This is a genomic window from Streptomyces sp. NBC_00376 (assembly GCF_036077095.1).
Lineage (GTDB): Bacteria > Actinomycetota > Actinomycetes > Streptomycetales > Streptomycetaceae > Streptomyces.
This window is the reverse complement of sequence record NZ_CP107960.1, coordinates 2,582,408-2,604,477: the sequence shown is the minus strand read 5'-3', so window position 1 is coordinate 2,604,477 and position 22,070 is coordinate 2,582,408. Positions and strand designations below refer to the sequence as shown.

The following is a 22,070-nucleotide window of genomic DNA, read 5'->3' as shown; positions in this document are numbered from 1 at the left end:
GAGTACCTGGTGGACGGCCCGCGCGTGGCGGCCCCTACAGCGCGCCCGCGTCCCGTGCCGTCCACACCGACGGGTACAGCGGCCGGTGGCCCAGTTCGTCGCGGGCCCGCAGGTTCGACATCAGTCCGTACCAGGGGTCGGGGTCGACCCGGTCCGCCATCCCGGCCTGCACCGGCACCCCGTTGAGCCGGTGCAGGTCCACCGCCGTGACGGGGGCGTCGTCCGAGAAGTTGTAGCGGCGGCCCGCCGGGCCGGGAGCGAACAGCAGCCGCAACAGGCCCTGGGCGACGTCCGCGTGGTGCACCATCGCCAGACGCTGCGTCGCGGCCCATTCCCCCACCCACCGCATCACCTGCGTGAGGTGCGGGTCGCCCTCCCCGTACACGAAGGCCAGGGTGCCGATGCGGACGTCGAGCCCGTGCGTGCGGTGCAGGGCGAGGAGCCCCTCGTCGGCCGCCGCCTTGGACTGCGCGTACGCGCCCCACATGGGCCCGCCGGGCACTGTGACGTCGTCCTCCGTGAGCGGCCTGCCGCGCCCCGCGCCGTAGGCGAGGTTGGTGCCGACCTGGACGAACCTGCCGGTCCCCGAGTCCACCGCCGTCCGGCCGAGTAGCAGGGCGGCGTCGCGGTTGACCGCCCACATCTCGTCGTCGGGCACGCCGCGGAACGCCGCCGCGATGTTCACCACCGCGTCCGTCCCGGCCACCGCCTTCGTCACGTCGTCCGGCTCGCGCAGGTCACCCACGACGACCTCCGCCCCCAGCGCGGCGAACCGCTCACCGCGCTCCGCGTCGCGCACGATCACCCGGACCGTGTCACCGGGAGCGGTTCGTTGCAGCAGCCGGGGGACGAAGCGCCGTCCGACCTCACCCGTCGCACCTGTCACCAGAGTCAGCATCATCGATTCCTCACGTCCGCTCCGCCGCGTGCCGGCGGCTTTCCGGTACTCACTCTGCGGCGGGGTGGCGGGCGGCGGGAGAGACGTGGTCGTCCAGGGACCGGCGCTCCCTGGATACCCGGTCCGGGGCGAGGCGATGATGAGCGCGTGGACCTCGACAGAGCCGAACTGGCCGACTTCCTGCGCCGCTGCCGCGCCCGCCTCGAACCGGCCGATGTCGGTCTGACCGGTGGCTCCCGCAGACGTACCCCCGGACTGCGGCGGGAGGAGGTCGCCCAGCTCGCCGGTGCGTCCGTGGACCACTACACGCGCCTGGAGCAGAGCCGGGGCTCACGCCCCTCGCGTCAGATGCTGTCCGCGCTGGCCAGGGCGTTGCGGCTGAGCGGGGACGAGCGCGATCACCTGTTCCATCTGGCGGGGGAGGAACCGCCGCGCGACCGGCACGGCCCCACCCAGCATGTGCGCCCCGGGCTGCTGATGGTCCTCGACCGGCTGCACGACGCGCCCGCCCAGGTCTTCAGCGACCGGGGCGAAGTGCTGGCGCAGAACGCCATGGCCGTCGCGCTGACCGGTGAGGCGCGGCCGGGCCGGAACATCATCCGGGACTGGTTCACCGACCCGGCCGGGCGCGTGCTCTTCCCGCCCGAGGACCACGAGACGCACTCCCGCACGCATGTGGCCCAGCTCCGGGCGGTGCTCGCGGCACGTCCCGGGGACGTCCCGCTGGGTGCCCTGGTACGGGAGCTGCGCGAGGGGAGCGAGGAGTTCGAGACCCTGTGGACCGAGCACCGGGTTGCACTGCGCCGCGCCGAGCACAAGCGGTTCCTGCACCCGGTCGTCGGGCTGCTGGACCTGGAGTGCGAGGTACTGCTCAGCGCGGCCTGCGGGCAGAGTCTGGTCATCCATACGGCCCGGCCGGGCAGCGAGGCGTACGAACGGCTGCAACTGCTGCGGGTGGTGGGAGTGCAGGAGTTCGGGCAGCGCGCCTGATCGTCTCCCACTCGTTTCCCACGACCGGCGCACTTCGCCGACGGCAGCCGGGCCGATGCGTCCCGTCGCCGTGTCACCACCTCTGACCAGGCGTGATCGCCGGAAATCCGGGCCTTCGCCGGGGTGTCGCGGGAGGCCGGTCGTAAACCTCCGTCTCAGATAGTAGGAAGTCCGAGTAATTGTGGAGACAGACCGGCCGAGCTGCCCTAGCTTTGTAGGAGCCGAACGTCTCGCTAGATCCAGCGACTGGCGGTCGTGAGTGCGCGCCCTGTGCAGGCAACCCCTGCGGCGCCCGCTCCCCGCCCCTTCCGGCGCCTCGAAATCCCGATCTCGAAATCAGCTTCACGATTTTTCGATCTCGAAATCCTCGCGATCTCAAGGAGTCGATCCATCATGGTCCAGACGACTGCCCGCCGCGTCCGTCACACCCCCCGCCCGACCGAGTCGGAGCGCCGCAATGCCGCCGCCGCCCTCCAGCGCGCCCTCGACCGCAGGGACAACGGCGGCTCCACGGGCCACTGAGACCGGCTGAACGGGCCGGTCCCAGGACCGGCCCGACGGTCAGCCCCGGCCGATCTCGAAGTGGTCGATGCGCTCGCCCGACACGGCGAGTGCGGTGACCTTCATCCGGGCGTGCGGTCCGGGCTCCACCCCCACCGCCAGGAAAGAGAAGCCGGTGTACCGCACCCGGGACCACTCCACGGTCTCGGCCGCTCTCCCGCATGGAGCAGAACGTCCACCCATTGCCCGACGCCGTACCGCCGAGTAGGTGAGCGGTACACGTACAGCTCCCCGTGCGTCCGTATGGTGGACATGACGTGTCATGGGGTGGGACGCGCAGTAGGGTGCGGACATGTCTCGCAGCATCAATCTCGCAGTGATCCCCGGTGACGGTATCGGCCAGGAGGTCGTGGCCCAGGGCCTCAAGGTCCTCAACGCTGTTCTCCCGCAGGATGTGAAGCTGGAGACCAAGGAGTACGACCTTGGCGCCCAGCGGTGGCACCGCACCGGTGAAACCCTCCCGGACGCGGAGCTCGAAGCCCTCAAGGCCCACGACGCCATCCTGCTCGGCGCGATCGGAGACCCCTCCGTGCCGTCGGGCGTCCTGGAGCGCGGGCTCCTGCTGAAGCTGCGGTTCGCCTTCGACCACTTCATCAACCTGAGGCCGTCGAAGCTGTTCCCGAACACTGCGACCCCGCTGGCCGGCCGCCCCGACATCGACTTCGTCGTCGTCCGCGAGGGCACCGAGGGCCCGTACACCGGAAACGGCGGCTCGCTGCGCACCGGTACGCCGGCCGAGGTCGCCACCGAGGTCAGCGTCAACACCGCGTACGGCGTCGAGCGCGTCGTCCGGGACGCGTTCGAGCGGGCGAACGCCCGCCCGCGCAAGAAGCTGACGCTGGTGCACAAGAACAACGTCCTCGTGTACGCCGGCCACATGTGGAAGAACATCTTCGACAAGGTCGCGACCGAGTACCCCGAGGTCACCACCGACTACCTGCACGTCGACGCCGCGACGATCTTCTTCGTCACCCAGCCGGAGCGCTTCGACGTCATCGTCACCGACAACCTCTTCGGCGACATCCTCACCGACCTCGCCGCTGCCGTGACCGGCGGCATCGGCCTGGCCGCGTCCGGCAACATCAACCCGACGGGCACCTTCCCGTCGATGTTCGAGCCGGTCCACGGCTCCGCCCCCGACATCGCGGGCCAGGGCAAGGCCGACCCGACGGCCACGGTCCTCTCCGTCGCCCTCCTGCTGCGCCACCTCGGCTACGAGGCCGAGGCCGTGCGCATCGAGGACGCCGTCTCCGCCGACCTCGCGGAGCGCGACAGTTCGACGAGCCGTACGACCGACCAGATCGGCGACGCGCTCGCGGTACGCGTAGCGAACTGACCCGACGACTCCGTTTCGAAGCCGCCGGGCAACCACCGCACCCGGCGGCTTCACCTTGCGCGGCCCCGGGTGCCACCATCGACCACTGGACCGCGATCGCGTCGTTTCGTGCACGGCCACCCGGGAGCGATAATCGAACGGGGCCGTGGCTCGCAACAAAACTCGGACGTCCTAGCACCTGTCTGGCAGGAGCGGCGTGAGCGCGGTCCAACACACACAACGGTGAAGGACACGCACTCATGACGACGCCCACGATCGAGCTCAAGCCCTCCTCGAACCCACTGTCCGACGCGGAGCGCGAGGCGAGCATGGTCAATCCCGGATTCGGCCGCCGCTTCACCGATCACATGGTGACGATCAGGTGGACCGAGGGCCGCGGCTGGCACGACGCCCAGCTCGTGCCGTACGCGCCGCTGTCGATCGACCCCGCCAACATGACCCTGCACTACGGGCAGGAGATCTTCGAGGGCCTCAAGGCCTACCGCCAGCCCGACGGCTCGGTCGCCACCTTCCGTCCCGAGGCCAACGCCAAGCGCTTCCAGGCCTCCGCCCGCCGGCTGGCCATGCCCGAGCTGCCGGTCGAGACGTTCATCGCGGCCTGCGACGCGCTGGTCAAGCAGGACCAGGCCTGGGTTCCGGCGCACGGCGGCGAGGAGTCCCTCTACCTGCGCCCGTTCATGATCGCGACCGAGATCGGCCTCGGTGTGCGGCCCGCCAACGAGTACCTGTTCCTGGTGATCGCCTCGCCGGCCGGCGCGTACTTCCCCGGCGGTGTGAAGCCGGTCTCGATCTGGCTCTCCGAGAACCGGGTCCGCGCCGTCCCCGGCGGCATGGGCGACGCCAAGACCGGCGGCAACTACGCCGCGTCCCTCCTCGCCCAGGCCGAGGCCGCCGAGAAGGGCTGCGACCAGGTCGCCTACCTCGACGCGGTCGAGCACAAGTGGGTCGAGGAGCTCGGCGGCATGAACCTGTACTTCGTGTACGGGAACAAGATCGTCACCCCGGCCCTGACCGGCTCGCTGCTCGCCGGTGTCACCCGTGACTCGCTGCTCAAGGTCGCCCGCGACCTCGGCTACGAGTCGGAGGAGGGCCGCGTCTCCATCGACCAGTGGCGCGACGACACCGCCGACGGCACCCTCACCGAGGTCTTCGCCTGCGGCACCGCCGCCGTCATCACCCCCGTCGGCACAGTGAAGTCCGAGGGCGGCGAGTGGACCCAGAGCAACGGCACGCCCGGCGAGGTCACGATGAAGCTGCGCGAGCGCCTGCTCGACATCCAGCGCGGTGTCGCCGAGGACACCCACGGCTGGATGCACCCCCTCGGCTAGGGCCTCTCGTTCGGATCGGGCCCCGTAGTAACGAAAAGCCGCGCCCCGCTTACCGGCGGGCGCGGCTTTCGTCTGCCCGGACGCGTCCTCCCGCACCCCGGGGTGTGCCCTCTCACATATTAGAGCGCCACTCTAACCATGAGTTAGAGTGGCGCTCTAAACCGAGAGGTGTGGAGACGTGCGACTGACTCCGACGGAACGTGACCGGCTGCTGCTCTTCAGTGCGGCCGAACTGGCCCGTGCCCGCCGCGCCCGGGGCCTCAAGCTCAATGTGCCCGAGGCGACGGCGCTGATCGCGGACACGGTCTGCGAGGCCGCCCGGGACGGGCTCCGGCTGGCCGAGGCCATCGAGGCGGCGCGGTCCGTGCTGGGCCCCGACGACGTGCTGCCGGGCGTCGCCGACGTCGTCACCGAGGTCCATGTGGAGGCCGTCTTCGACGACGGTTCCCGGCTCGCCGTGATCTCCCGGCCGCTGGGCGAAGGGCTGGGCGACGAGGGTCCCGGGGCCGTCGTTCCCGGGCCCGCCACGCCCGAGCCGGAGCCCGCGGTGCGGCTGAGCGTCCTCAACACCGCGACCGTGCCGGTCTCCGTGACCTCGCACTTCCACTTCTTCGAGGCCAACCCGCGGCTCGACTTCGCCCGCGAGGCCGCCTACGGCATGCGGCTCGCCGTCCCCGCCGGGTCGTCCGTGCGGTTCGGGCCGGGGGAGAGCGTCGAGGTGGGCCTGGTGCCCATAGGCGGCGCGCGCGTGGCGATCGGCTTCGCCGGTCTCGTCGACGGTCCGCTGGACGCGCCGGGCGCGCGCGAAGAGGCCCTGCGGCGCGCCGCGGCCTGCGGATATCTGGGAGTGAAGGGAACAGGCGCATGAGCAGGCCGACCAAGCACAACGACCACTGCGCGCCGGGCAGCCGGCACATAGACCCCCACGCGTACGCCGCCACGCACGGCCCGCGCGCCGGTGACCGCGTCCGCCTCGGCGACTCGGGCCTGACCGTCCGCGTCGAGTCCGACGCGCAGGAGTACGGCGAGGAGTTCCTCGCCGGATTCGGCAAGACCGCCCGCGACGGGCTGCACCTCAAGGCCGCCGCGGTCCGCGACACCTGTGACGTCGTCATCAGCAATGTGCTGGTCATCGACGCCGTGCAGGGCATCCGCAAGGTGTCGATCGGCATCCGCGAGGGCCGGATCGCGTCGATCGGCCGGGCCGGCAACCCGGACACCCTGGACGGCGTGGACGTCGTCGTCGGCACGGGCACGACCATCGTCTCCGGCGAGGGGATGATCGCGACGGCGGGCGCCGTCGACACCCATGTCCACCTGCTCTCGCCGCGGATCATGGAGGCCTCGCTCGCCTCCGGCGTCACCACGATCATCGGCCAGGAGTTCGGCCCGGTCTGGGGCGTCGGCGTCAACTCGCCCTGGGCGCTGCGCCACGCCTTCAACGCCTTCGACGCCTGGCCGGTCAACATCGGCTTCCTGGGCCGCGGTTCGTCCTCGCACCAGGCCCCGCTGGTCGAGGCGCTCGCGGAGGGCGGGGCCTGCGGCTTCAAGGTGCACGAGGACATGGGCGCCCACACCCGCGCCCTGGACACCGCGCTGCGGGTCGCCGAGGAGCACGACGTCCAGGTCGCCCTGCACAGCGACGGGCTGAACGAGTGCCTGTCGGTCGAGGACACCCTGAAGGTCCTGGAAGGCCGCACGATCCACGCGTTCCACATCGAGGGCTGCGGCGGCGGACACGTCCCCAACGTCCTGAAGATGGCGGGCGTCGAGAACGTCATCGGCTCGTCCACCAACCCCACGCTGCCCTTCGGCCGGGACGCCGTCGCCGAGCACTACGGGATGATCGTCTCCGTACACGACCTCAAGACGGACCTGCCGGGCGACGCCGCCATGGCCCGCGACCGGATCCGCGCCGGGACGATGGGCGCCGAGGACGTCCTGCACGACCTGGGGGCCATCGGCATCACCTCGTCCGACGCGCAGGGCATGGGACGGGCCGGCGAGACGGTGCGCCGCACCTTCGCGATGGCCGGGAAGATGAAGGCCGAGCTCGGCCCGATGGAGGGCGACGGCCCGGCGGACGACAACGCCCGGGTGCTGCGCTACATCGCCAAGCTCACCATCAACCCCGCCATCGCCCACGGTCTCTCGCACGAGATCGGCTCCATCGAGACCGGCAAGATGGCCGACATCGTGCTGTGGCGTCCCGAGTTCTTCGGCGCCAAGCCGCAGCTCGTGCTGAAGTCCGGCTTCCCCGCGTACGGCGTCACGGGCGACCCGAACGCCGCCACCGACACCTGCGAACCCCTCGTCCTGGGACCGCAGTTCGGGGCGTACGGAGCCACCGCCGCCGACCTCTCGGTGGCCTTCGTCTCGCAGGCGGCGACCCAGCTCGGCGCCGACTCGATGCCCACCCGCCGCCGCCGCGTCGGCGTGCGCGGCACCCGCGGCATCGGCCCCGGCGACCTGATCCACAACTCCCGCACCGGAGAGGTCGCCGTGGACGCCCGCAGCGGTCTGGTCACCCTGGACGGCGACCCGCTGCGCTCCGAGCCCGCCGACTCCGTCTCTCTCAACCGCCTCTACTTCCTCTAAGGACACCGCAGTGACCTTCCGCATGCCGCCCGAGTGGGCCCCGCACGAACGCACCTGGATGGCCTGGCCGGGCCCCAACCCGACCTTCGAAACCGACGCCGAACTGGACGAGGCCCGCGCCGCCTGGGCCACCGTCGCCCGCGCCGTGCGCCGCTTCGAGCCCGTCACGATGGTGGTGGGCCCCGGCCAGGAGGACAGCGCCCGCGCGCTCCTCGGCCCGGACGTCGAGCTGGCCGTCCGCCCCCTCGACGACGCCTGGATGCGGGACATCGGCCCCACCTTCGTCACCGACGGGAACCGACTGGCCGCCGTCGACTGGATGTTCAACGGCTGGGGCGCCCAGGACTGGGCCCGCTGGGAGCACGACCAGCACATCGCCCGCTCCGTCGCCGAGCTCGCCGACGTACCCGTGCAGAGCTCCCGGCTGGTCAACGAGGGCGGCGCCATCCATGTGGACGGCGAGGGCACCGTACTGCTCACCGAGACCGTCCAGCTCGGCAAGGAGCGCAACCCCGACTGGACCCGCGAGCAGGTCGAGTCCGAGATCCACGCCCGGCTCGGCACCGAGAAGGCCATCTGGCTGCCGCGCGGACTCTCCGGTGACTACGGCATGTACGGCACCCTCGGCCATGTCGACATCGTCGCCGCGTTCGCCCGCCCCGGCACCGTCGTAGCCCACGTCCAGCCGGACCCGGCCCACCCCGACCACGAGGTCACCCGCGAGACGGTGCGCATCCTGCGCGAGGCCACCGACGCCAGGGGCCGCTCGCTGAACGTCGTCGAGGTCCCGGCGCCCACCGTGCTGCAGGCGGACGGGGAGTGGGTCGACTACTCCTACATCAACCACTACCTCTGCAACGGGGGTGTGGTCCTCTGCGCCTTCGACGACCCGCGCGACAAGGAGGCGGCGGCCATCTTCGGCGAGCTGTTCCCCGACCGTACGGTGACCCTCGTCGACGCCCGTACGATCTTTGCCGGCGGTGGAGGCATCCACTGCATCACGCAACAGCAGCCGAAGGTCTGAACCGTGCCCCCCGCGCCACGTCGTCGCAACACCGCCCCGCCCCGTGAGGAACTGCTGGCCGCCGCCATGGCCACCATCGCCGAACGGGGGCTCGACGGCCTCACCATGGCCGGACTCGGCCGCGAGGTCCAGATGAGCAGCGGACACCTCCTCTACTACTTCCGCACCAAGGACGAGCTGCTGCTCCAGACCCTGGAGTGGAGCGAGGGACGGCTCGGCGCGGAGCGCGGCGCACTGATGGCCGGGTCCGCGACGGCCCGCGAACGGCTCGACGGGTACATCGACCTGTACCTGCCCGACGGCCCCCGCGATCCGCACTGGACGCTCTGGCTGGAGGTGTGGAACCGCTCGCAGAACGCGGACGACGACGCGCGCGCCCGGCAGGCCGCCATCGAGGCCGCCTGGCACCGCGACCTGGTGGACCTGCTGGAGCGGGGCGCGTCGGCCGGGGAGTTCCGCCCGGTCGACGCCGGGCGGTTCGCGACCCGGCTGCGCGCCCTGCTCGACGGCTTCAGCGTCCATGTCGCGGTCGGCCTCCCCGGCACCGGCCGTCCCCAAGTCCTGGCACAGGTACGAGAGTTCATCGAGGAGTCGCTCGCCGTCCGGTAGCGGCCGCCGCGCCGTGAACGAAACGCACGTAAGTACGCGCGATCGTTGCGCATTGCGCCCTTGTTCCGGTCCCCGCTGTTCGGGCACGGTGACGGACCATGGGACGAGAGCAGTGGAAGAAAATCTGGGTCGGTTCGGCCGGCAACATGGTCGAGTGGTTCGACTGGTTCGTGTACGCGACCTTCGCGGTCTACTTCGCGGATTCGTTCTTCCCCGAAGGCAATGAGACCGCCAATCTCATGAACACCATGGGCATCTTCGCCGTCGGCTTCTTCATGCGGCCGGTCGGCGGCTGGCTGCTCGGCCGGATCGGCGACCGCAGGGGCCGCAAGGCGGCGCTCACCCTCACCGTCACGCTCATGTCGGCCTCCGCGATCCTCATCGCAGCCGCACCGACGTACGACGTCGCGGGGTACGGCGGGGTCGCCGTCCTGCTGGTTGCCCGGCTGCTCCAGGGCCTGTCCGTCGGGGGCGAGTACGCCGCCAGCGCCACGTACCTCACCGAGGCGTCCGCCCCCCACCGGCGCGGCTTCGCCTCCAGCTTCCAGTACGTTTCCATGACCGCGGGACAGCTCGTCGGCCTCGGCCTGCAGATCGTCCTCCAGCGCAACATGTCCGAGGCGGCCCTGCACAGCTGGGGCTGGCGCATCCCGTTCATCGTCGGTGCGCTCGCCGCCGCGATCGTCTTCTACCTGCGCCGCTCGATGCTGGAGACCGAGGTGTACGCGGAGTCCGGCGCCGCCGAGGAGGCCGACCGCGGCACGCTGAAGGCGCTGTGGCGGCACAAGCGCGAGGCGTTCCTGGTGATGGCGCTGACCATGGGCGGGACCGTCGCGTACTACACGTACACGACCTACCTCTCCAAGTTCCTGTCCAAGAGCGCGGGGATGGACAAGCCCACCGCCTCGCTCGTCAGCTTCTGCGCCCTGTTCGTCTTCATGTGCATCCAGCCGCTGGCCGGCATGCTCTCCGACCGGATCGGCCGCCGCCCGCTGCTGATCACCTTCGCCGTCGGCTCCACCTTCCTGACCGTGCCGATCATGACGATGCTCAAGCACGCGGGCACGTTCTGGCCCGCGTTCGGCCTGGCGCTGCTCGCCCTGGTCGTCGTCACCGGCTACACCTCGATCAACGCCTGTGTGAAGGCGGAGCTCTTCCCGACCGGTATCCGCGCCCTGGGCGTCGCCCTCCCGTACGCCATCGCCAACGCGCTCTTCGGCGGCACCGCCGAATACGTCGCGCTCTGGTTCAAGAAGGCGGGCATCGAGTCCGGCTTCTACTGGTACGTGGCAGGCTGCGCGGCGGTCTCCCTGGTCGTCTACCTGACCATGCGCGAGACCCGCGACATCGACCTGGGCCGGGTCGGTGCCGAGGACGCGGACCGGGCGGACGCGGAGCCGTCCGGCGCGACGAGCGTCACGCCCGCATCCTGAGACGGGTCGGGGCACGGAGGCGGCCCTGTGCAAGACTGCTTCCGTGCCCTCGAACGCCATGATTATCGGCAGCAGGCGCGCCGGTCCGCAGTGACCGTCCCGTACCACCTCGTGCGGCACGGCCACCGTGCCCCAGACCCGCGCGCAGACCTCTCGCACCCGCGAGGGGTTTTTTCGTTTTCCGGCCCTCACCTCGGCCGGCGCGAGACGCACGCGGGATGATGGGGGCAAGTGGAGCCAGATCGTCCGGATCCGCTCATCCGACAGGAGTCAGACCAGCATGACCACCAAGGCCAAGCCCACCGACGACAGTTTCCATGTCTTCGACACCACACTGCGCGACGGGGCCCAGCGTGAAGGCATCAACCTGACGGTCGCGGACAAGCTGACCATCGCCCGGCACCTGGACAACTTCGGCGTGGGCTTCATCGAGGGCGGCTGGCCCGGCGCCAACCCCCGCGACACCGAGTTCTTCGCCCGCGCGCAGCAGGAGATCGAATTCAAGAACGCCGAGCTGGTCGCCTTCGGCGCGACCCGCCGGGCCGGTGGCAGGGCCGCCGAGGACCCTCAGGTCAAGGCGTTGCTGGAGTCCGGCGCCCCGGTCATCACGCTGGTCGCCAAGTCCCACGACCGCCATGTGGAACTGGCGCTGCGCACCACCCTCGAAGAGAACCTGGAGATGGTCGTCGACACCGTCTCCTACCTCCGTGAGCAGGGCCGCCGGGTCTTCGTGGACTGCGAGCACTTCTTCGACGGCTACCGCGCCAACCCCGAGTACGCCAAGGCCGTCGTGCGCGCCGCCTCCGAGGCCGGCGCCGATGTGGTCATCCTCTGCGACACCAACGGCGGCATGCTCCCCGCCCAGGTCCAGGCCGTCGTCGCCACCGTGCTCGCCGACACCGGCGCCCGGCTCGGCATCCACGCCCAGGACGACACCGGCTGCGCCGTCGCCAACACCCTCGCCGCCGTCGACGCGGGCGCCACCCATGTCCAGTGCACCGCCAACGGCTACGGCGAGCGGGTGGGCAACGCCAACCTCTTCCCCGTCGTCGCGGCCCTGGAACTCAAGTACGGCAAGGCGGTCCTGCCCGAGGGCGCGCTCGCCGACATGACCCGCGTCTCGCACGCCATCGCCGAGGTCGTCAACCTCACTCCCTCCACTCACCAGCCCTATGTGGGTGTTTCTGCCTTCGCCCACAAGGCCGGACTGCACGCCTCCGCGATCAAGGTCGACCCCGACCTCTACCAGCACATCGACCCCGCCCTGGTCGGTAACACCATGCGGATGCTGGTCTCCGACATGGCGGGCCGCGCCTCCATCGAGCTCAAGGGCAAGGAGCTCGGTATCGACCTCGGCGGCGACCGGGCGCTCGTCGGCCGGGTCGTCGAGCGGGTCAAGGAGCGCGAGCTCAAGGGCTACACGTACGAGGCCGCCGACGCCTCCTTCGAACTGCTGCTGCGCGCCGAGGCCGAGGGCCGGGTACGCCGCTACTTCCGCACCGAGTCCTGGCGCGCCATCGTCGAGGACCGCCCCGACGGCACCCACGCCAACGAGGCCACCGTGAAGCTCTGGGCCAAGGGCGAACGCATCGTCGCCACCGCCGAGGGCAACGGCCCCGTCAACGCCCTCGACCGGGCGCTCCGCGTCGCCCTGGAACGCATCTACCCCCAGCTCGCCAAGCTGGAGCTCATCGACTACAAGGTCCGCATCCTCGAAGGCCGCACCGGCACCGAGTCCACCACCCGAGTCCTCATCACCACCGGCGACGGCGCCGGCGACTGGGCGACGGTCGGCGTCGCCGAGAACGTCATCGCCGCGTCCTGGCAGGCCCTGGAGGACGCGTACACCTACGGGCTGCTGCGCGCGGGCGTCGAGCCGACGGAGTAGGCCTCGCGAGGGACGGGCCCACGGCGCGGTTGCCGTGGGCCCGGAATTCCTCCGCCCGTGAATCCGGTCGTCCGCGTCACGGCGCCGGGTCGTCGCCCTCCGGCGGCGTGGAGGGATCGGACCCGGTGTTCCCGTACGTGCCGGGGTCCTCCGCCCCCGGCACGTACCGCCATGTGTCGTCGGTCTCCGTGCTCACCGGTGTGGGGGTCGACGGGTACGCGAACGGTCCCGCGCGAAGTTGCATGAGCAGGAGCATCCCGCCGACGAGCAGCACGCTGATGACGATCAGGGCGAGGCCGATCGGGTTTGCGGGGGTTGTACTCTTGACATGCTCCTCGCCCTGAAGGGCGAGGATTCTGGCCGTCCCTACCTGTTGCTGTGCCGCTGCGCGGCACGGTGTGGGTAGGTGATTCCGTGGCTTCCTGTTTCTTCGCGCTGTGCCAGAACGGGTTCTGGTCCTACCTTCGCTCCGCAGGCTGTTACCGCCAGTCCGGCGGCCGTTTTCACGTTCTTCGAGGCGTTGTGGTCGCGGTCGTGGACTGCCCCGCAGGCCGGGCAGGTCCATTCCCGGATGTGGAGGGGTTTGGGGCCGTCGCGGTGGCCGCAGGCGGAGCAGATCTGGCTGGTCGGTTCGAACCTGCCGATCTTCACGAACACCCGCCCGTACCGTTTCGCCCTGTATTCGAGCATGTTCACGAACTGGGACCAGCCCGCGTCATGGATGCTCTTGGCCAGCCGGGTGCGCGCGAGTGCGGATACCGCCAGGTCCTCCACCGCGATCGCTTGGTTCTCGCGAATCAGCTTCGTGGAGAGCTGGTGGTGGAACTCCTTGCGCGCGTCGGCGACCTGCGCGTGGGCGCGGGCGACCTTCAGCCGGGCCTTCTCCCGGTTCTTCGACCCCTTCTTCTTACGGGACAGGTTCTGCTGGGCCTTCTTCAGTTTCTTCTCCGCCCGGCGCAGAAACCTCGGGGAGGCGATCCTCGTGCCGTCCGAGAGGACCGCGAAGGTCGTCAGCCCGAGGTCGATGCCGATCGCGCGGTCCGGGTCGGGAGCCTCCCACCGGGCCCGGTCGGTGTCGGGATCGGTGTCGATGACGAAGGAGGCGAAGTACCGGCCCGCCGCGTCCTTGATGAGGGTGACGCTGGAGGGGGTCACGGGCAGCACCCTCGACCAGGTCACCCGAAGTTCGCCGATCTTCGGCAGCGCCAGCCGTCCCCGGCCGGTGATCTTCCAGCGGGCGTTCGCGGTGAACCGGATCGCCTGCCGGGCATCCTTGCGCGACTTGAAACGCGGCGCCCCGACCTTCGGGCCCTTGCGCTTCCCCTTGAGGGAGGCGAAGAAGTTCCTGTAGGCAACTTCCACGTCCCGCAGCGCCTGTTGCAGTACGACCGAGGACGCCTCGCCCAGCCAGGCCCGTTGCGGAGTGTGCCTCGCCTCGGTGATCAGCCGCTTCGAGAGTGCGGCCCCGCTCGGATACGGCTCGTTCGCCGCGTACGCGTCCTGGCGGGCTCGGAGTGCGTCGTTGAACACCACCCTTGCGCACCCGAACGCCCGCTCCAACGCGGCGCGTTGACCGGGCTCCGGGTGCACACGGAAGGTGTACCGAAGCTGCATGGGCCGAGCATAGAGAGACCGCACACCTGCCGTCACCGGGAACATCCGTTCCCCGCACCACCGGAACCGTGCCCTCCACCATTCCCGCGAACAGCCCCCGCGCGCGCGGCTGCGGCCTGCTCCGCAGACAAGAATCTGCGACGCTCCGCGTCGCCACCACCTGATTCGCTTCACCCCCGGCCTGGGGGCCGGAGCACTGCGAATGAATCCCGGTAGCGGTTCGTCCCCAAGCGGCTTTTCCTGAACACCGGTTCGCCGTCTTCGAAGTGCATGACGCGACCGTATGCGGGCGCACCACCACCTGGTATGCCGCACATCGGCAGTTGCGGAGCGGGCTTCATTGCCTGCTCCGCCCTTCTCCCTGATCACCGCCATCGCGTTCGCCGCGGCGCGGACCTGGGCGTGGGCCGGGGCGTGGGCCGGGTCAGAGCTCGCGTTCAGAAGCTGAACACTCAACACGCCCTGCCTGTGTGGGAGATGGGTACGGACCGATGTCGGCGTGAAGTATTGACGGCACTGTTCCGGCGGAGACCGCCTCGGCCCGGGGCAACGGACTCGAACTCGGCATGAGGACGGGCAGATCCACGACGCCGACCGCACCGCCTACCTCGCCGACCACATCGCCGCCGTCGCCGCGGCCCGCGCCGCCGGGGCCGACGCACGGGGCTACTTCGCCTGGTCGCTGATGGACAACTTCGAGTGGTCCTACGGCTACGACAAGCGGTTCGGCATCGTCCGCCTCACCCGGGGCGGATGAGCGCGGCGGGCCGGGCCGGCGCACCCGCCCCGCGGCGGACCGGGGCCGGCGCACCCGCCGCGCGGCGGGCCGGGCTGTCGCACCCACCACTCATCCGGGTTAACTTCGAACTATGCGGAACAGGCTGTTCCCGGCGATGCTGGCCGGCCTGCTGCTGATCCTGGCGGCGGCCGTCCTGGGCATGGCGCCCGGTGCGCCGTCGTCGATCCGGGCGGCCACCGTCGACGACGTCGCGCAGGCGCTGCGAAAAAGCCCGGTGTACGTCGACCCGGCGGCGTCCGGCCAGCTCTCACCGGGGCAGGCCGCCGCCCTGACGAAGAAGATCAAGGACGCCGACAAGCCGGTGTTCGTGGCGGTACTGCCACAGACCTCCGCGTTCCCCGCGAAGACCCTGCTGGCCACCCTGCGCACCGACACCGGAATCACCGGCGTCTACGCGGTCCGCCTCGGCAACGGCTTCGACGCCGGCGCCGACCCCCAGGTCATGTCCACCCGGGCGGTCCACAACCTCACCGCCGCTGTGAAGGCGCCCGGCACGGGCACCGACGCCGCGACCCAGCTGAACGCCTTCGTCGACCGGGCCGTGGAACAGGCCCGGGGCAGCGCCCCCGCCTCCTGGGGCGGCTCGTCCGGCGGCGGATCGTCGTCCGCCGTCGGGCTGATCACGGTCGGCGCGGTCCTGGTGCTGGGCGGCGGCACGGCCTACGCGCTCGTCCGCCGCAACCGCAGGCGCAAGGAGGCCGAGGAGCGGGCCGCGCTCGACAGGCTCCGGGTCGTCGTGGACGAGGACATCACCGCGTACGGCGAAACCCTGGACCGGCTGGACTTCCACCCCGCCGAGGCGGGCGCCGACGACGTCATGCGGGCGGACTACGAGCGGGCGCTCGACTCGTACGAGACCGCGAAGTCTCGCATGTCGAAGGCCCGCCGCCCGTCCGACGTGCGCGGGGTCACCCGGGCGCTGGAGGACGGCCGCTTCTCCCTCGCCGTCCTGGAGGCCCGCCGGACCGGCGGCGAGCTGCCGGACCGGCGTCCGCCGTGCTTCTTCGACCCGCGCCACGGCCCCTCGGTCACCGACGTCCGGTGGTCCCCGTCCGGCGGAACGGCACGCGAGGTCCCGGTCTGCGCGGCGGACGAGGTCCGGCTGCGCGCGGGCGAGGAGCCGCTGAGCCGAACCGTCGAGACCGGCGACGGCCGCCGCCCGTACTGGGAGGCGGGCCCGGCGTACGGTCCGTGGGCGGGCGGTTACTTCGGCGGCGGGCTGCTCCCCGGTCTGCTCGTCGGCACCGCGCTCGGCTCCATGCTGTCGAGCCCCGCGTACGCGGCGGAGTACGGCGGCGGCGACTTCGGCTCCGGCGGGGACTGGAGCGGCGGAGACTTCTCCGGGGCCGACTTCGACCCCTCCGGCTTCGATTCGGGCTTCGACGGCGGAGGCTTCGGAGGAGGAGGTGACTTCGGGGGCGGCGGAGGATTCGACGGGGGCGGGTTCTGAGCCGCTGACCGGCTACCGGCAACGCTCGGGCAGGTGCGATTCATGCTAGACCTGAAGTTATGTCTGGTATCGGCCGATTCCGGGCGCGGCTGCGACGCTCCGCCCGGCGATCACATCGGCACGATGGCGGAGGCCTGGGCCAACAGGCGCCCGCGCAGTCCGGCCGGGACCACACCCGCTGGTCCCCGGGCCGTGAGCTGCGCTACCTGTTCAGCCTGCACACCGTGGCCGGCCAGGTCTTCGTCTTCGTCGTCGGGCTCGTGCTGCTGCTCATCGCGGCGGGGGCCGTCGCGCTGGTGGTGCAGGGCCGCCGCGACACCATGGACGAGGCCCGCGCCCACACCCTGAGCGTCGCCGAGACCTTCGCCTACGCGCCCGGGACCGCCGCCGCGCTGGACAGCAAGAACCCCACCGCGATCCTGCAGCCGCGCGCCGAGGAGGTGCGCAAGCGGACCCACGTCGACTCCGTCGTCGTGGCGAACCCCCAGGGCATCCGCTACACCCATCCCGATCCCGATCTGATCGGCAAGCACATAATCGGCCCCTACAAGGAAGCGCTGACCGGGCAGGGCTTCACCCGGACCTTCAACGGAAGCCGCGGACCCGCGGTCAACTCGGTCGTGCCCGTGCCCCGGGCCGACGGCTCGGTCGCCGGAGTGGTGTCGGTGGGGATCACCGTCGAGTCCGTGAACAGCGCGGCGGACCAGTCCATCCCGCTCGCCGCGATCGCCGCCGCGGTCGCTCTCGCGCTCACCGCGAGCGGCGCGGCGCTCCTGAGCAGACGGCTGCGCCGCCAGACCCACGGCCTCGGCGCCGCCGAGATGACCCGGATGTACGAGCACCACGACGCGGTGCTGCACGCGGTCCGCGAGGGCGTCCTGATCATCGGGGCCGACCGGCGGCTGACCCTCGCCAACGACGAGGCCCGCCGGCTCCTCGACCTGCCCCCGGACGCCGAGGGCCGGGTCGTGTCGGAGCTCGGGCTGACCCCGGACACGGCAGATCTGCTGGTCTCCGGCCGGACCGTCTCGGACGAGGTGCTGCGGGCCGGCAGCCGGATGCTGGCCGTCAACCTCCGCCCGACCGACGCGCACGGCGGCCCGCCCGGCACCGTGGTGACGCTGCGCGACACCACCGAACTCCGCGCGGTCACGGGACAGGCGGAATTCGCGACCGAACGGCTGCTGCTCCTGTACGAGGCCGGTGCCCGGATCGGTACCACCCTTGATGTGACCCGGACGGCCCACGAGCTGACGGACGTGGCGGTCCCCGGCTTCGCCGACGCCGCGACGGTCGACCTCGCCGACCCCGTACGGCGCGGGGACGAGCCGGTCACCCCGGACGGCGGCACGCTGGCGATGCGCCGCACCTCCGTCGCGGCGGTCCGCGCGGACCATCCGCTGTACCCGGTCGGCCATGTGGTGGGCTTCGTCCCCAACCGGACCAGGGCCATGCGGGTGCACAGCGACGATTCCGATCTGAAGAGCGACTTCACGAAGCTGGGCTGGCGGAACTGGGACCCCGACGTGGCCGAGCGGCTCAAGGAACAGGGATTCCACTCGCTCATCTCGGTGCCGCTGCACGCGCGCGGCACGGTCATGGGCATGGCCAACTTCTGGCGCTCGGGAGAATCCGAACCCTTCGACGACGACGACATGTCCTTCGCGGAGGAACTGGTGGCGCGGGCCGCGGTCGGCGTGGACAACGCCCGCCGCTACACGCGGGAGCACGCACTGGCCGTGACGCTGCAGCGCAGCCTGCTGCCACGCGGCCTGCCCGAGCAGAGCGCCCTCGACGTCGCCTACCGCTATCTGCCCGCGCACGAGGGGGTGGGCGGCGACTGGTTCGACGTGATCCCGCTGTCCGGCGCCAGGGTGGCGCTGGTCGTCGGCGACGTGGTCGGGCACGGGCTGCACGCCGCGGCCACCATGGGGCGGCTGCGCACCAGCGTCCACAACTTCTCCTCGCTGGATCCCGCCCCCGACGAACTCCTGGGCCACCTCGACGAAATGGTCATGCGGATCGACCGGGACGAGGCCGACGACGACGGTGCCGAGATCGCCGGGGCCACCTGCCTGTACGCGATCTACGACGCTGTCTCCGGGAACTGCACGGTGGCCCGCGCCGGCCACCCCGGGCCCGTGCTGGTCCTCCCCGACGGCGCGGTCGAGTTCCCCGAGGCCCCGATCGGGCTTCCGCTCGGCATCGGCGGCATGCCCTTCGAGGCGGCCGAGTTCCACGTACCCGAGGGGAGCCGTCTGGTCCTCTACACGGACGGCCTCGTCGAGCGGCGCGGCCGGGACATCGACACCGGTCTCGCCCTGCTGCGCGACAGCCTCGCCGGCCGCGACCGGACGCCGGAGGAGACCTGCGACGACGTGCTCGACGAGCTGCTGAGCGAACGGCCGGACGACGACATCGTGCTGCTCGTGGCACGCACCCGCACGCTCGATCCGGACCAGGTCGCGCAGTGGGCCGTGGCCACCGATCCGGCGGCCGTCGCCGGGGTCCGCAAGAACGTCTCCCAGTGGCTCGCGGACCGGGGTCTGGAGGAGGAGGCGTTCGCCACCGAACTGATCCTGAGCGAACTGGTCACCAATGCGGTGCGCTACGGCACGGCGCCCATCGAGGTCCGCCTGCTGTACGACCGCAACCTCATCTGCGAGGTCTCCGACAGCAGCAGCACCTCCCCGCACCTGCGCTACGCGGCGACGACGGACGAGGGCGGCCGGGGCCTGTTCCTCGTCGCCCAGTTCGCCGAACGCTGGGGGACCCGCTACACCGAGACGGGCAAGGTCATCTGGTCGGAGCAGACGGTCGGCGAACCGGAGGAGGACACCTTCTAGTAGTGCTTGGTCATGTTGGTGCGGGGTCTGGCATGTTGCGGTGACAGGTGGGGCAGGCGCCGGTCCAGATCGCGAGGAGTATCTGCAGCTCGTGGACGACTCGGTAGAGGCTCAGGCCGACGCCGTCTCTTTTGGGGATCGGCTCAGTCGCTGCAGGGTGCAGAAGGCGTGGGCGACCGAGACGAGGGTGACGTGGTGGTGCCAGCCTGGCCAGGTTCGGCCTTCGAAGTGGGCCAGGCCCAGGGCCTGTTTCATCTCGCGGTAGTCGTTCTCGATGCGCCAGCGGAGCTTCGCGGTGCGCACGAGGACTGGCAACGGGGTGGTTGCGGGCAGGTTGGAGAGCCAGAACTGCACGGGCTCGTCCTGGTCGGCGGGCCATTCGGCCAGCAACCAGCGGACCGGAAGCTCGGTGGTGGCCGTGGCCTTGCGGATCTCGCGTCCGGCGGGCCGGATCCGCAGGGCCACGAAGCGCGAGTACATGCGTTTGTGCCCGCTGCGGCCACTGCCCGGCCGTGATCCCTCCCTCCACTGCACCGGCCGCGCGGAAGACTTTCCGGCCGCGATGACCAGGCTCTTCACCCTCCGGGCCGGCTCGGGGTAGGCAGGAACCGGCCGTCTGCCCCGGCCTGTGCAGGCCGGGGCAGACGGCTGTGCGTCCTCGGGCTGTGCGGTGGTCGGGGTCGAGATGCCCACCACGTAATCGAGACCGCGTTCTTCCAGGCCGAGCCGGAAGGCGGCGGTGTCACCATAGCCGCCGTCGGCGATGACCTGGGGCACCTCGATGCCCCAGGACCGCGTCTCGTCGATCATGTCGAGGGCCAGCTGCCACTTCTCGACATGGCCCACCTGGGCAGGGATGGCGCACTTGCCACGGCGGGCCACTTTGGCCTGATCGGCCTTCGGCGAGGCGGGATCCCAGCTCCCGGGCAGGAACAGACGCCAGTTCACCGCCGCCGAGGCGCCGTTGGAAGCCAGGTGCAGCGACACCCCGGCCTGGCAGTTGGTGACCTTGCCCGCAGTGCCGGTGTACTGCCGGGTCACACACGCCGACGCATCCCCGTCCTTGAGGAACCCGGTGTCATCGATGATCAACGCGGTGGGCTTGACGACCGGCTGCATACGCCAGGCCAGACGGGCCCGCACATGCGCCGCATCCCACGGGCTGGAGGTGATGAAGTGGGCCAGCGCCTGCCGGTTCCCGTCTTCGCCAAGGCGGGCGGCCATCGGTTCCACCGACTTGCGCCCGCCGTCCAGCAGCAGGCCCCGCAGATAGACCCCACCCCACCGACGCTGATCCGCTCGCGCGAACGGCTCGAACATCTCCGCCGCGAAGTCCTCCAGATCACACCGGACCGCAGCCAACTCCCCACTCAGCACGTCCTGTCAACGACACAACCCATCAAGAAGACACGCCATCGCAGACCGCACATGACCAAGCACTACTAGGGGCCCGGCTACCCGCGCAGTGATTTGCTGCTACGGCAACGGAACTTGCCGATATGGCGCCGTGTCGCGCACGCTCCGGGGGAAAGGGAGGTGCTCCTCATGAACGACATGACCAGCAATAACGACATGACCAGCAATGCGACCGGTGACGCGACCGGCGGCCGGGGCGCGGACGGTGACCCGGACCGCCCCTACGACGTGGTGGTGATCGGCGGTGGCGCCGCCGGACTGAGCGGAGCCGTGACCCTGGCCAGGGCGCGCCGGTCGGTGCTGGTGATCGACGCCGGACAGCCGCGCAACGCCCCCGCCGCGCACATGCACGGGTACCTGGGACACGACGGCGTTCCGCCCTCGGAGCTGCTGGCCATCGGCCGGGACGAGGTGACCCGTTACGGGGGAGAGCTCGCCCAGGACGCCGTGGTGGCCGCCGAGCGGCTGCCCGGTGACGCGGGATTCCGCGTCGTACGGAAGGACGGGCCCCCGGTGGTGGCGCGCCGGCTCCTGGTGACCACCGGCCTGGTCGACGAGCTGCCCCCGGTGCCCGGCGTGGCCGAGCGGTGGGGGCGCGACGTCCTGCACTGCCCGTACTGCCACGGCCGGGAGGTCGCCTCCCGCCCGATCGGCATCCTGTCCACCGGCCCGCTGGCCGTGCACCAGGCGCTGATGTGGCGCCAGTGGAGCGAGGACGTCACCCTCTTCCGCCACACCGGGCCCGAGCCCACGGACGAGGAGTACGAGCAGCTGGCCGCCCGCGGCATCGCCGTGGTCGACGGCGAGGTGGTCGGCCTCGAAGCGACGGACGACCGGCTCACCGGGGTGCGGCTGGCGGGTGGCCGGGTGATCCCGCGCGAGGCCGTCGTGGTGCACCCCGGCTTCACCGCCCGCGCGGACTTCCTCGCGGGCCTGGGGCTGGAGGCGGCCGGGATGGAGGCGGAGGGCCAGGTGCTCGGGACGTACGTCGCCGCCGACCCGGCCGGGGCGACGGAGGTGCCCGGCATCTGGGTGGCCGGCAACGTCGCCGACCCGAGGGGGAAGGTCGTCGCCGCCGCCGCTGCCGGGGTACAGGCCGCCGCGGCCATCAACGCGGACCTGATCACCGACGACGTGAACCGCGCGGTCGCCGCCCGCCGGGCGTGACGGGGCCGCGCCGCGCCGCCGGGGCAACGCCGAGCGCCCGCCTCCCTCCCCGGCGGGGGAGGAGAGAGCGGGCGCGCTCGGGTTCAGGCGTGGTGCGGTGCCGAAGGTGTCGG

General features: G+C 71.1%; 18 protein-coding genes and 1 pseudogene. 14 read left to right on the top strand and 5 right to left on the bottom strand.

What is annotated here, in order from left to right; translation table 11 throughout:
• Positions 1 to 34: 34 nt before the first annotated feature.
• A complete protein-coding gene (locus OG842_RS11495; protein WP_266733534.1) occupies positions 35 to 898 on the bottom strand; it encodes an NAD-dependent epimerase/dehydratase family protein in 864 nt (287 codons plus the stop codon).
• Positions 899 to 1,045: 147 nt separating this feature from the next.
• On the opposite strand from OG842_RS11495, the gene OG842_RS11490 reads away from it, so the two are divergent.
• Both OG842_RS11490 and OG842_RS11485 read left to right on the top strand, forming a co-directional pair.
• On the top strand, positions 1,046 to 1,888 hold the full coding sequence (locus OG842_RS11490) for a helix-turn-helix transcriptional regulator (RefSeq protein WP_266729508.1): 843 nt from the start codon (positions 1,046 to 1,048) through the stop codon (positions 1,886 to 1,888).
• A gap of 393 nt (positions 1,889 to 2,281) precedes the next feature.
• A complete protein-coding gene (locus OG842_RS11485; RefSeq protein WP_266729507.1) occupies positions 2,282 to 2,410 on the top strand; it encodes a hypothetical protein in 129 nt (42 codons plus the stop codon).
• A 39-nt stretch (positions 2,411 to 2,449) separates the two neighbouring features.
• Here the strand turns inward: OG842_RS11485 and OG842_RS11480 are convergent, their stop codons facing one another.
• The gene (locus OG842_RS11480; RefSeq protein WP_266733858.1) at positions 2,450 to 2,575 is read right to left on the bottom strand and encodes a hypothetical protein; all 126 of its coding nucleotides are present in this window, start codon (positions 2,573 to 2,575) and stop codon (positions 2,450 to 2,452) included.
• Between the two features lie 166 nt (positions 2,576 to 2,741).
• Here OG842_RS11480 and OG842_RS11475 point away from each other — a divergent pair, with 166 nt between their 5' ends.
• From OG842_RS11475 to cimA, 8 genes are all read left to right on the top strand, one after another.
• A complete protein-coding gene (locus tag OG842_RS11475; protein ID WP_266729506.1) occupies positions 2,742 to 3,785 on the top strand; it encodes a 3-isopropylmalate dehydrogenase in 1,044 nt (347 codons plus the stop codon).
• Positions 3,786 to 4,024: 239 nt separating this feature from the next.
• Positions 4,025 to 5,113 (top strand): branched-chain amino acid aminotransferase, encoded by a 1,089-nt coding sequence (locus OG842_RS11470; RefSeq protein ID WP_266729505.1) that lies wholly within the window; start codon positions 4,025 to 4,027, stop codon positions 5,111 to 5,113.
• 178 nt (positions 5,114 to 5,291) lie between these two features.
• Positions 5,292 to 5,981: an urease subunit gamma gene (gene ureA, locus OG842_RS11465; RefSeq protein ID WP_266729504.1), complete on the top strand. Its 690-nt coding sequence runs from the start codon at positions 5,292 to 5,294 to the stop codon at positions 5,979 to 5,981.
• A complete protein-coding gene (locus OG842_RS11460; protein ID WP_266729503.1) occupies positions 5,978 to 7,711 on the top strand; it encodes an urease subunit alpha in 1,734 nt (577 codons plus the stop codon). The genes ureA and OG842_RS11460 overlap by 4 nt, the downstream gene beginning before the upstream one ends.
• A gap of 22 nt (positions 7,712 to 7,733) precedes the next feature.
• Complete coding sequence (locus OG842_RS11455; protein ID WP_266733532.1) at positions 7,734 to 8,735, top strand: agmatine deiminase family protein; 1,002 nt, start codon at positions 7,734 to 7,736, stop codon at positions 8,733 to 8,735.
• 3 nt (positions 8,736 to 8,738) lie between these two features.
• Positions 8,739 to 9,344 carry a TetR/AcrR family transcriptional regulator gene (locus OG842_RS11450; RefSeq protein WP_266729502.1) on the top strand — a complete coding sequence of 202 codons (606 nt, stop codon included), beginning with the start codon at positions 8,739 to 8,741 and terminating at the stop codon, positions 9,342 to 9,344.
• Between the two features lie 98 nt (positions 9,345 to 9,442).
• Positions 9,443 to 10,777 (top strand): MFS transporter, encoded by a 1,335-nt coding sequence (locus tag OG842_RS11445; protein WP_266729501.1) that lies wholly within the window; start codon positions 9,443 to 9,445, stop codon positions 10,775 to 10,777.
• A 280-nt stretch (positions 10,778 to 11,057) separates the two neighbouring features.
• A complete protein-coding gene (cimA, locus tag OG842_RS11440; protein WP_266729500.1) occupies positions 11,058 to 12,665 on the top strand; it encodes a citramalate synthase in 1,608 nt (535 codons plus the stop codon).
• Between the two features lie 76 nt (positions 12,666 to 12,741).
• Here cimA and OG842_RS11435 read toward each other — a convergent pair whose 3' ends face one another.
• Together OG842_RS11435 and OG842_RS11430 are read right to left on the bottom strand one after the other, a co-directional pair.
• Positions 12,742 to 12,939 carry a hypothetical protein gene (locus OG842_RS11435; RefSeq protein ID WP_266729499.1) on the bottom strand — a complete coding sequence of 66 codons (198 nt, stop codon included), beginning with the start codon at positions 12,937 to 12,939 and terminating at the stop codon, positions 12,742 to 12,744.
• A 92-nt stretch (positions 12,940 to 13,031) separates the two neighbouring features.
• Positions 13,032 to 14,279, bottom strand: a complete 1,248-nt coding sequence (locus OG842_RS11430; protein ID WP_266729498.1) for an RNA-guided endonuclease InsQ/TnpB family protein — start codon at positions 14,277 to 14,279, stop codon at positions 13,032 to 13,034.
• 568 nt (positions 14,280 to 14,847) lie between these two features.
• Between OG842_RS11430 and OG842_RS11425 the strand changes: the two are divergent.
• The 3 genes and pseudogenes from OG842_RS11425 to OG842_RS11415 all read left to right on the top strand — a co-directional run.
• A pseudogene (locus tag OG842_RS11425) lies at positions 14,848 to 15,021 on the top strand (family 1 glycosylhydrolase); the annotation flags it as partial.
• A gap of 127 nt (positions 15,022 to 15,148) precedes the next feature.
• A complete protein-coding gene (locus OG842_RS11420; RefSeq protein WP_266729497.1) occupies positions 15,149 to 16,528 on the top strand; it encodes a hypothetical protein in 1,380 nt (459 codons plus the stop codon).
• Positions 16,529 to 16,587: 59 nt separating this feature from the next.
• A complete protein-coding gene (locus OG842_RS11415) occupies positions 16,588 to 19,374 on the top strand; it encodes a SpoIIE family protein phosphatase (protein ID WP_266729496.1) in 2,787 nt (928 codons plus the stop codon).
• Positions 19,375 to 19,485: 111 nt separating this feature from the next.
• Here OG842_RS11415 and OG842_RS11410 read toward each other — a convergent pair whose 3' ends face one another.
• Positions 19,486 to 20,751 (bottom strand): IS701 family transposase, encoded by a 1,266-nt coding sequence (locus tag OG842_RS11410; protein WP_443063975.1) that lies wholly within the window; start codon positions 20,749 to 20,751, stop codon positions 19,486 to 19,488.
• 177 nt (positions 20,752 to 20,928) lie between these two features.
• Here OG842_RS11410 and OG842_RS11405 point away from each other — a divergent pair, with 177 nt between their 5' ends.
• A complete protein-coding gene (locus OG842_RS11405; RefSeq protein ID WP_401876814.1) occupies positions 20,929 to 21,957 on the top strand; it encodes an NAD(P)/FAD-dependent oxidoreductase in 1,029 nt (342 codons plus the stop codon).
• Positions 21,958 to 22,070 lie beyond the last annotated feature (113 nt).

Coding starts and splice junctions, on each gene's coding strand:
- OG842_RS11495 (WP_266733534.1), bottom strand. CDS start 898: ATGCTGACTCTGGTGACAGGTGCGACGGGTGAGGTCGGACGGCGCTTC.
- OG842_RS11485 (WP_266729507.1), top strand. CDS start 2,282: ATGGTCCAGACGACTGCCCGCCGCGTCCGTCACACCCCCCGCCCGACC.
- OG842_RS11475 (WP_266729506.1), top strand. CDS start 2,742: ATGTCTCGCAGCATCAATCTCGCAGTGATCCCCGGTGACGGTATCGGC.
- OG842_RS11470 (WP_266729505.1), top strand. CDS start 4,025: ATGACGACGCCCACGATCGAGCTCAAGCCCTCCTCGAACCCACTGTCC.
- OG842_RS11460 (WP_266729503.1), top strand. CDS start 5,978: ATGAGCAGGCCGACCAAGCACAACGACCACTGCGCGCCGGGCAGCCGG.
- OG842_RS11455 (WP_266733532.1), top strand. CDS start 7,734: ATGCCGCCCGAGTGGGCCCCGCACGAACGCACCTGGATGGCCTGGCCG.
- OG842_RS11445 (WP_266729501.1), top strand. CDS start 9,443: ATGGGACGAGAGCAGTGGAAGAAAATCTGGGTCGGTTCGGCCGGCAAC.
- cimA (WP_266729500.1), top strand. CDS start 11,058: ATGACCACCAAGGCCAAGCCCACCGACGACAGTTTCCATGTCTTCGAC.
- OG842_RS11430 (WP_266729498.1), bottom strand. CDS start 14,279: ATGCAGCTTCGGTACACCTTCCGTGTGCACCCGGAGCCCGGTCAACGC.
- OG842_RS11420 (WP_266729497.1), top strand. CDS start 15,149: ATGCGGAACAGGCTGTTCCCGGCGATGCTGGCCGGCCTGCTGCTGATC.
- OG842_RS11415 (WP_266729496.1), top strand. CDS start 16,588: ATGTCTGGTATCGGCCGATTCCGGGCGCGGCTGCGACGCTCCGCCCGG.
- OG842_RS11405 (WP_401876814.1), top strand. CDS start 20,929: ATGACCAGCAATAACGACATGACCAGCAATGCGACCGGTGACGCGACC.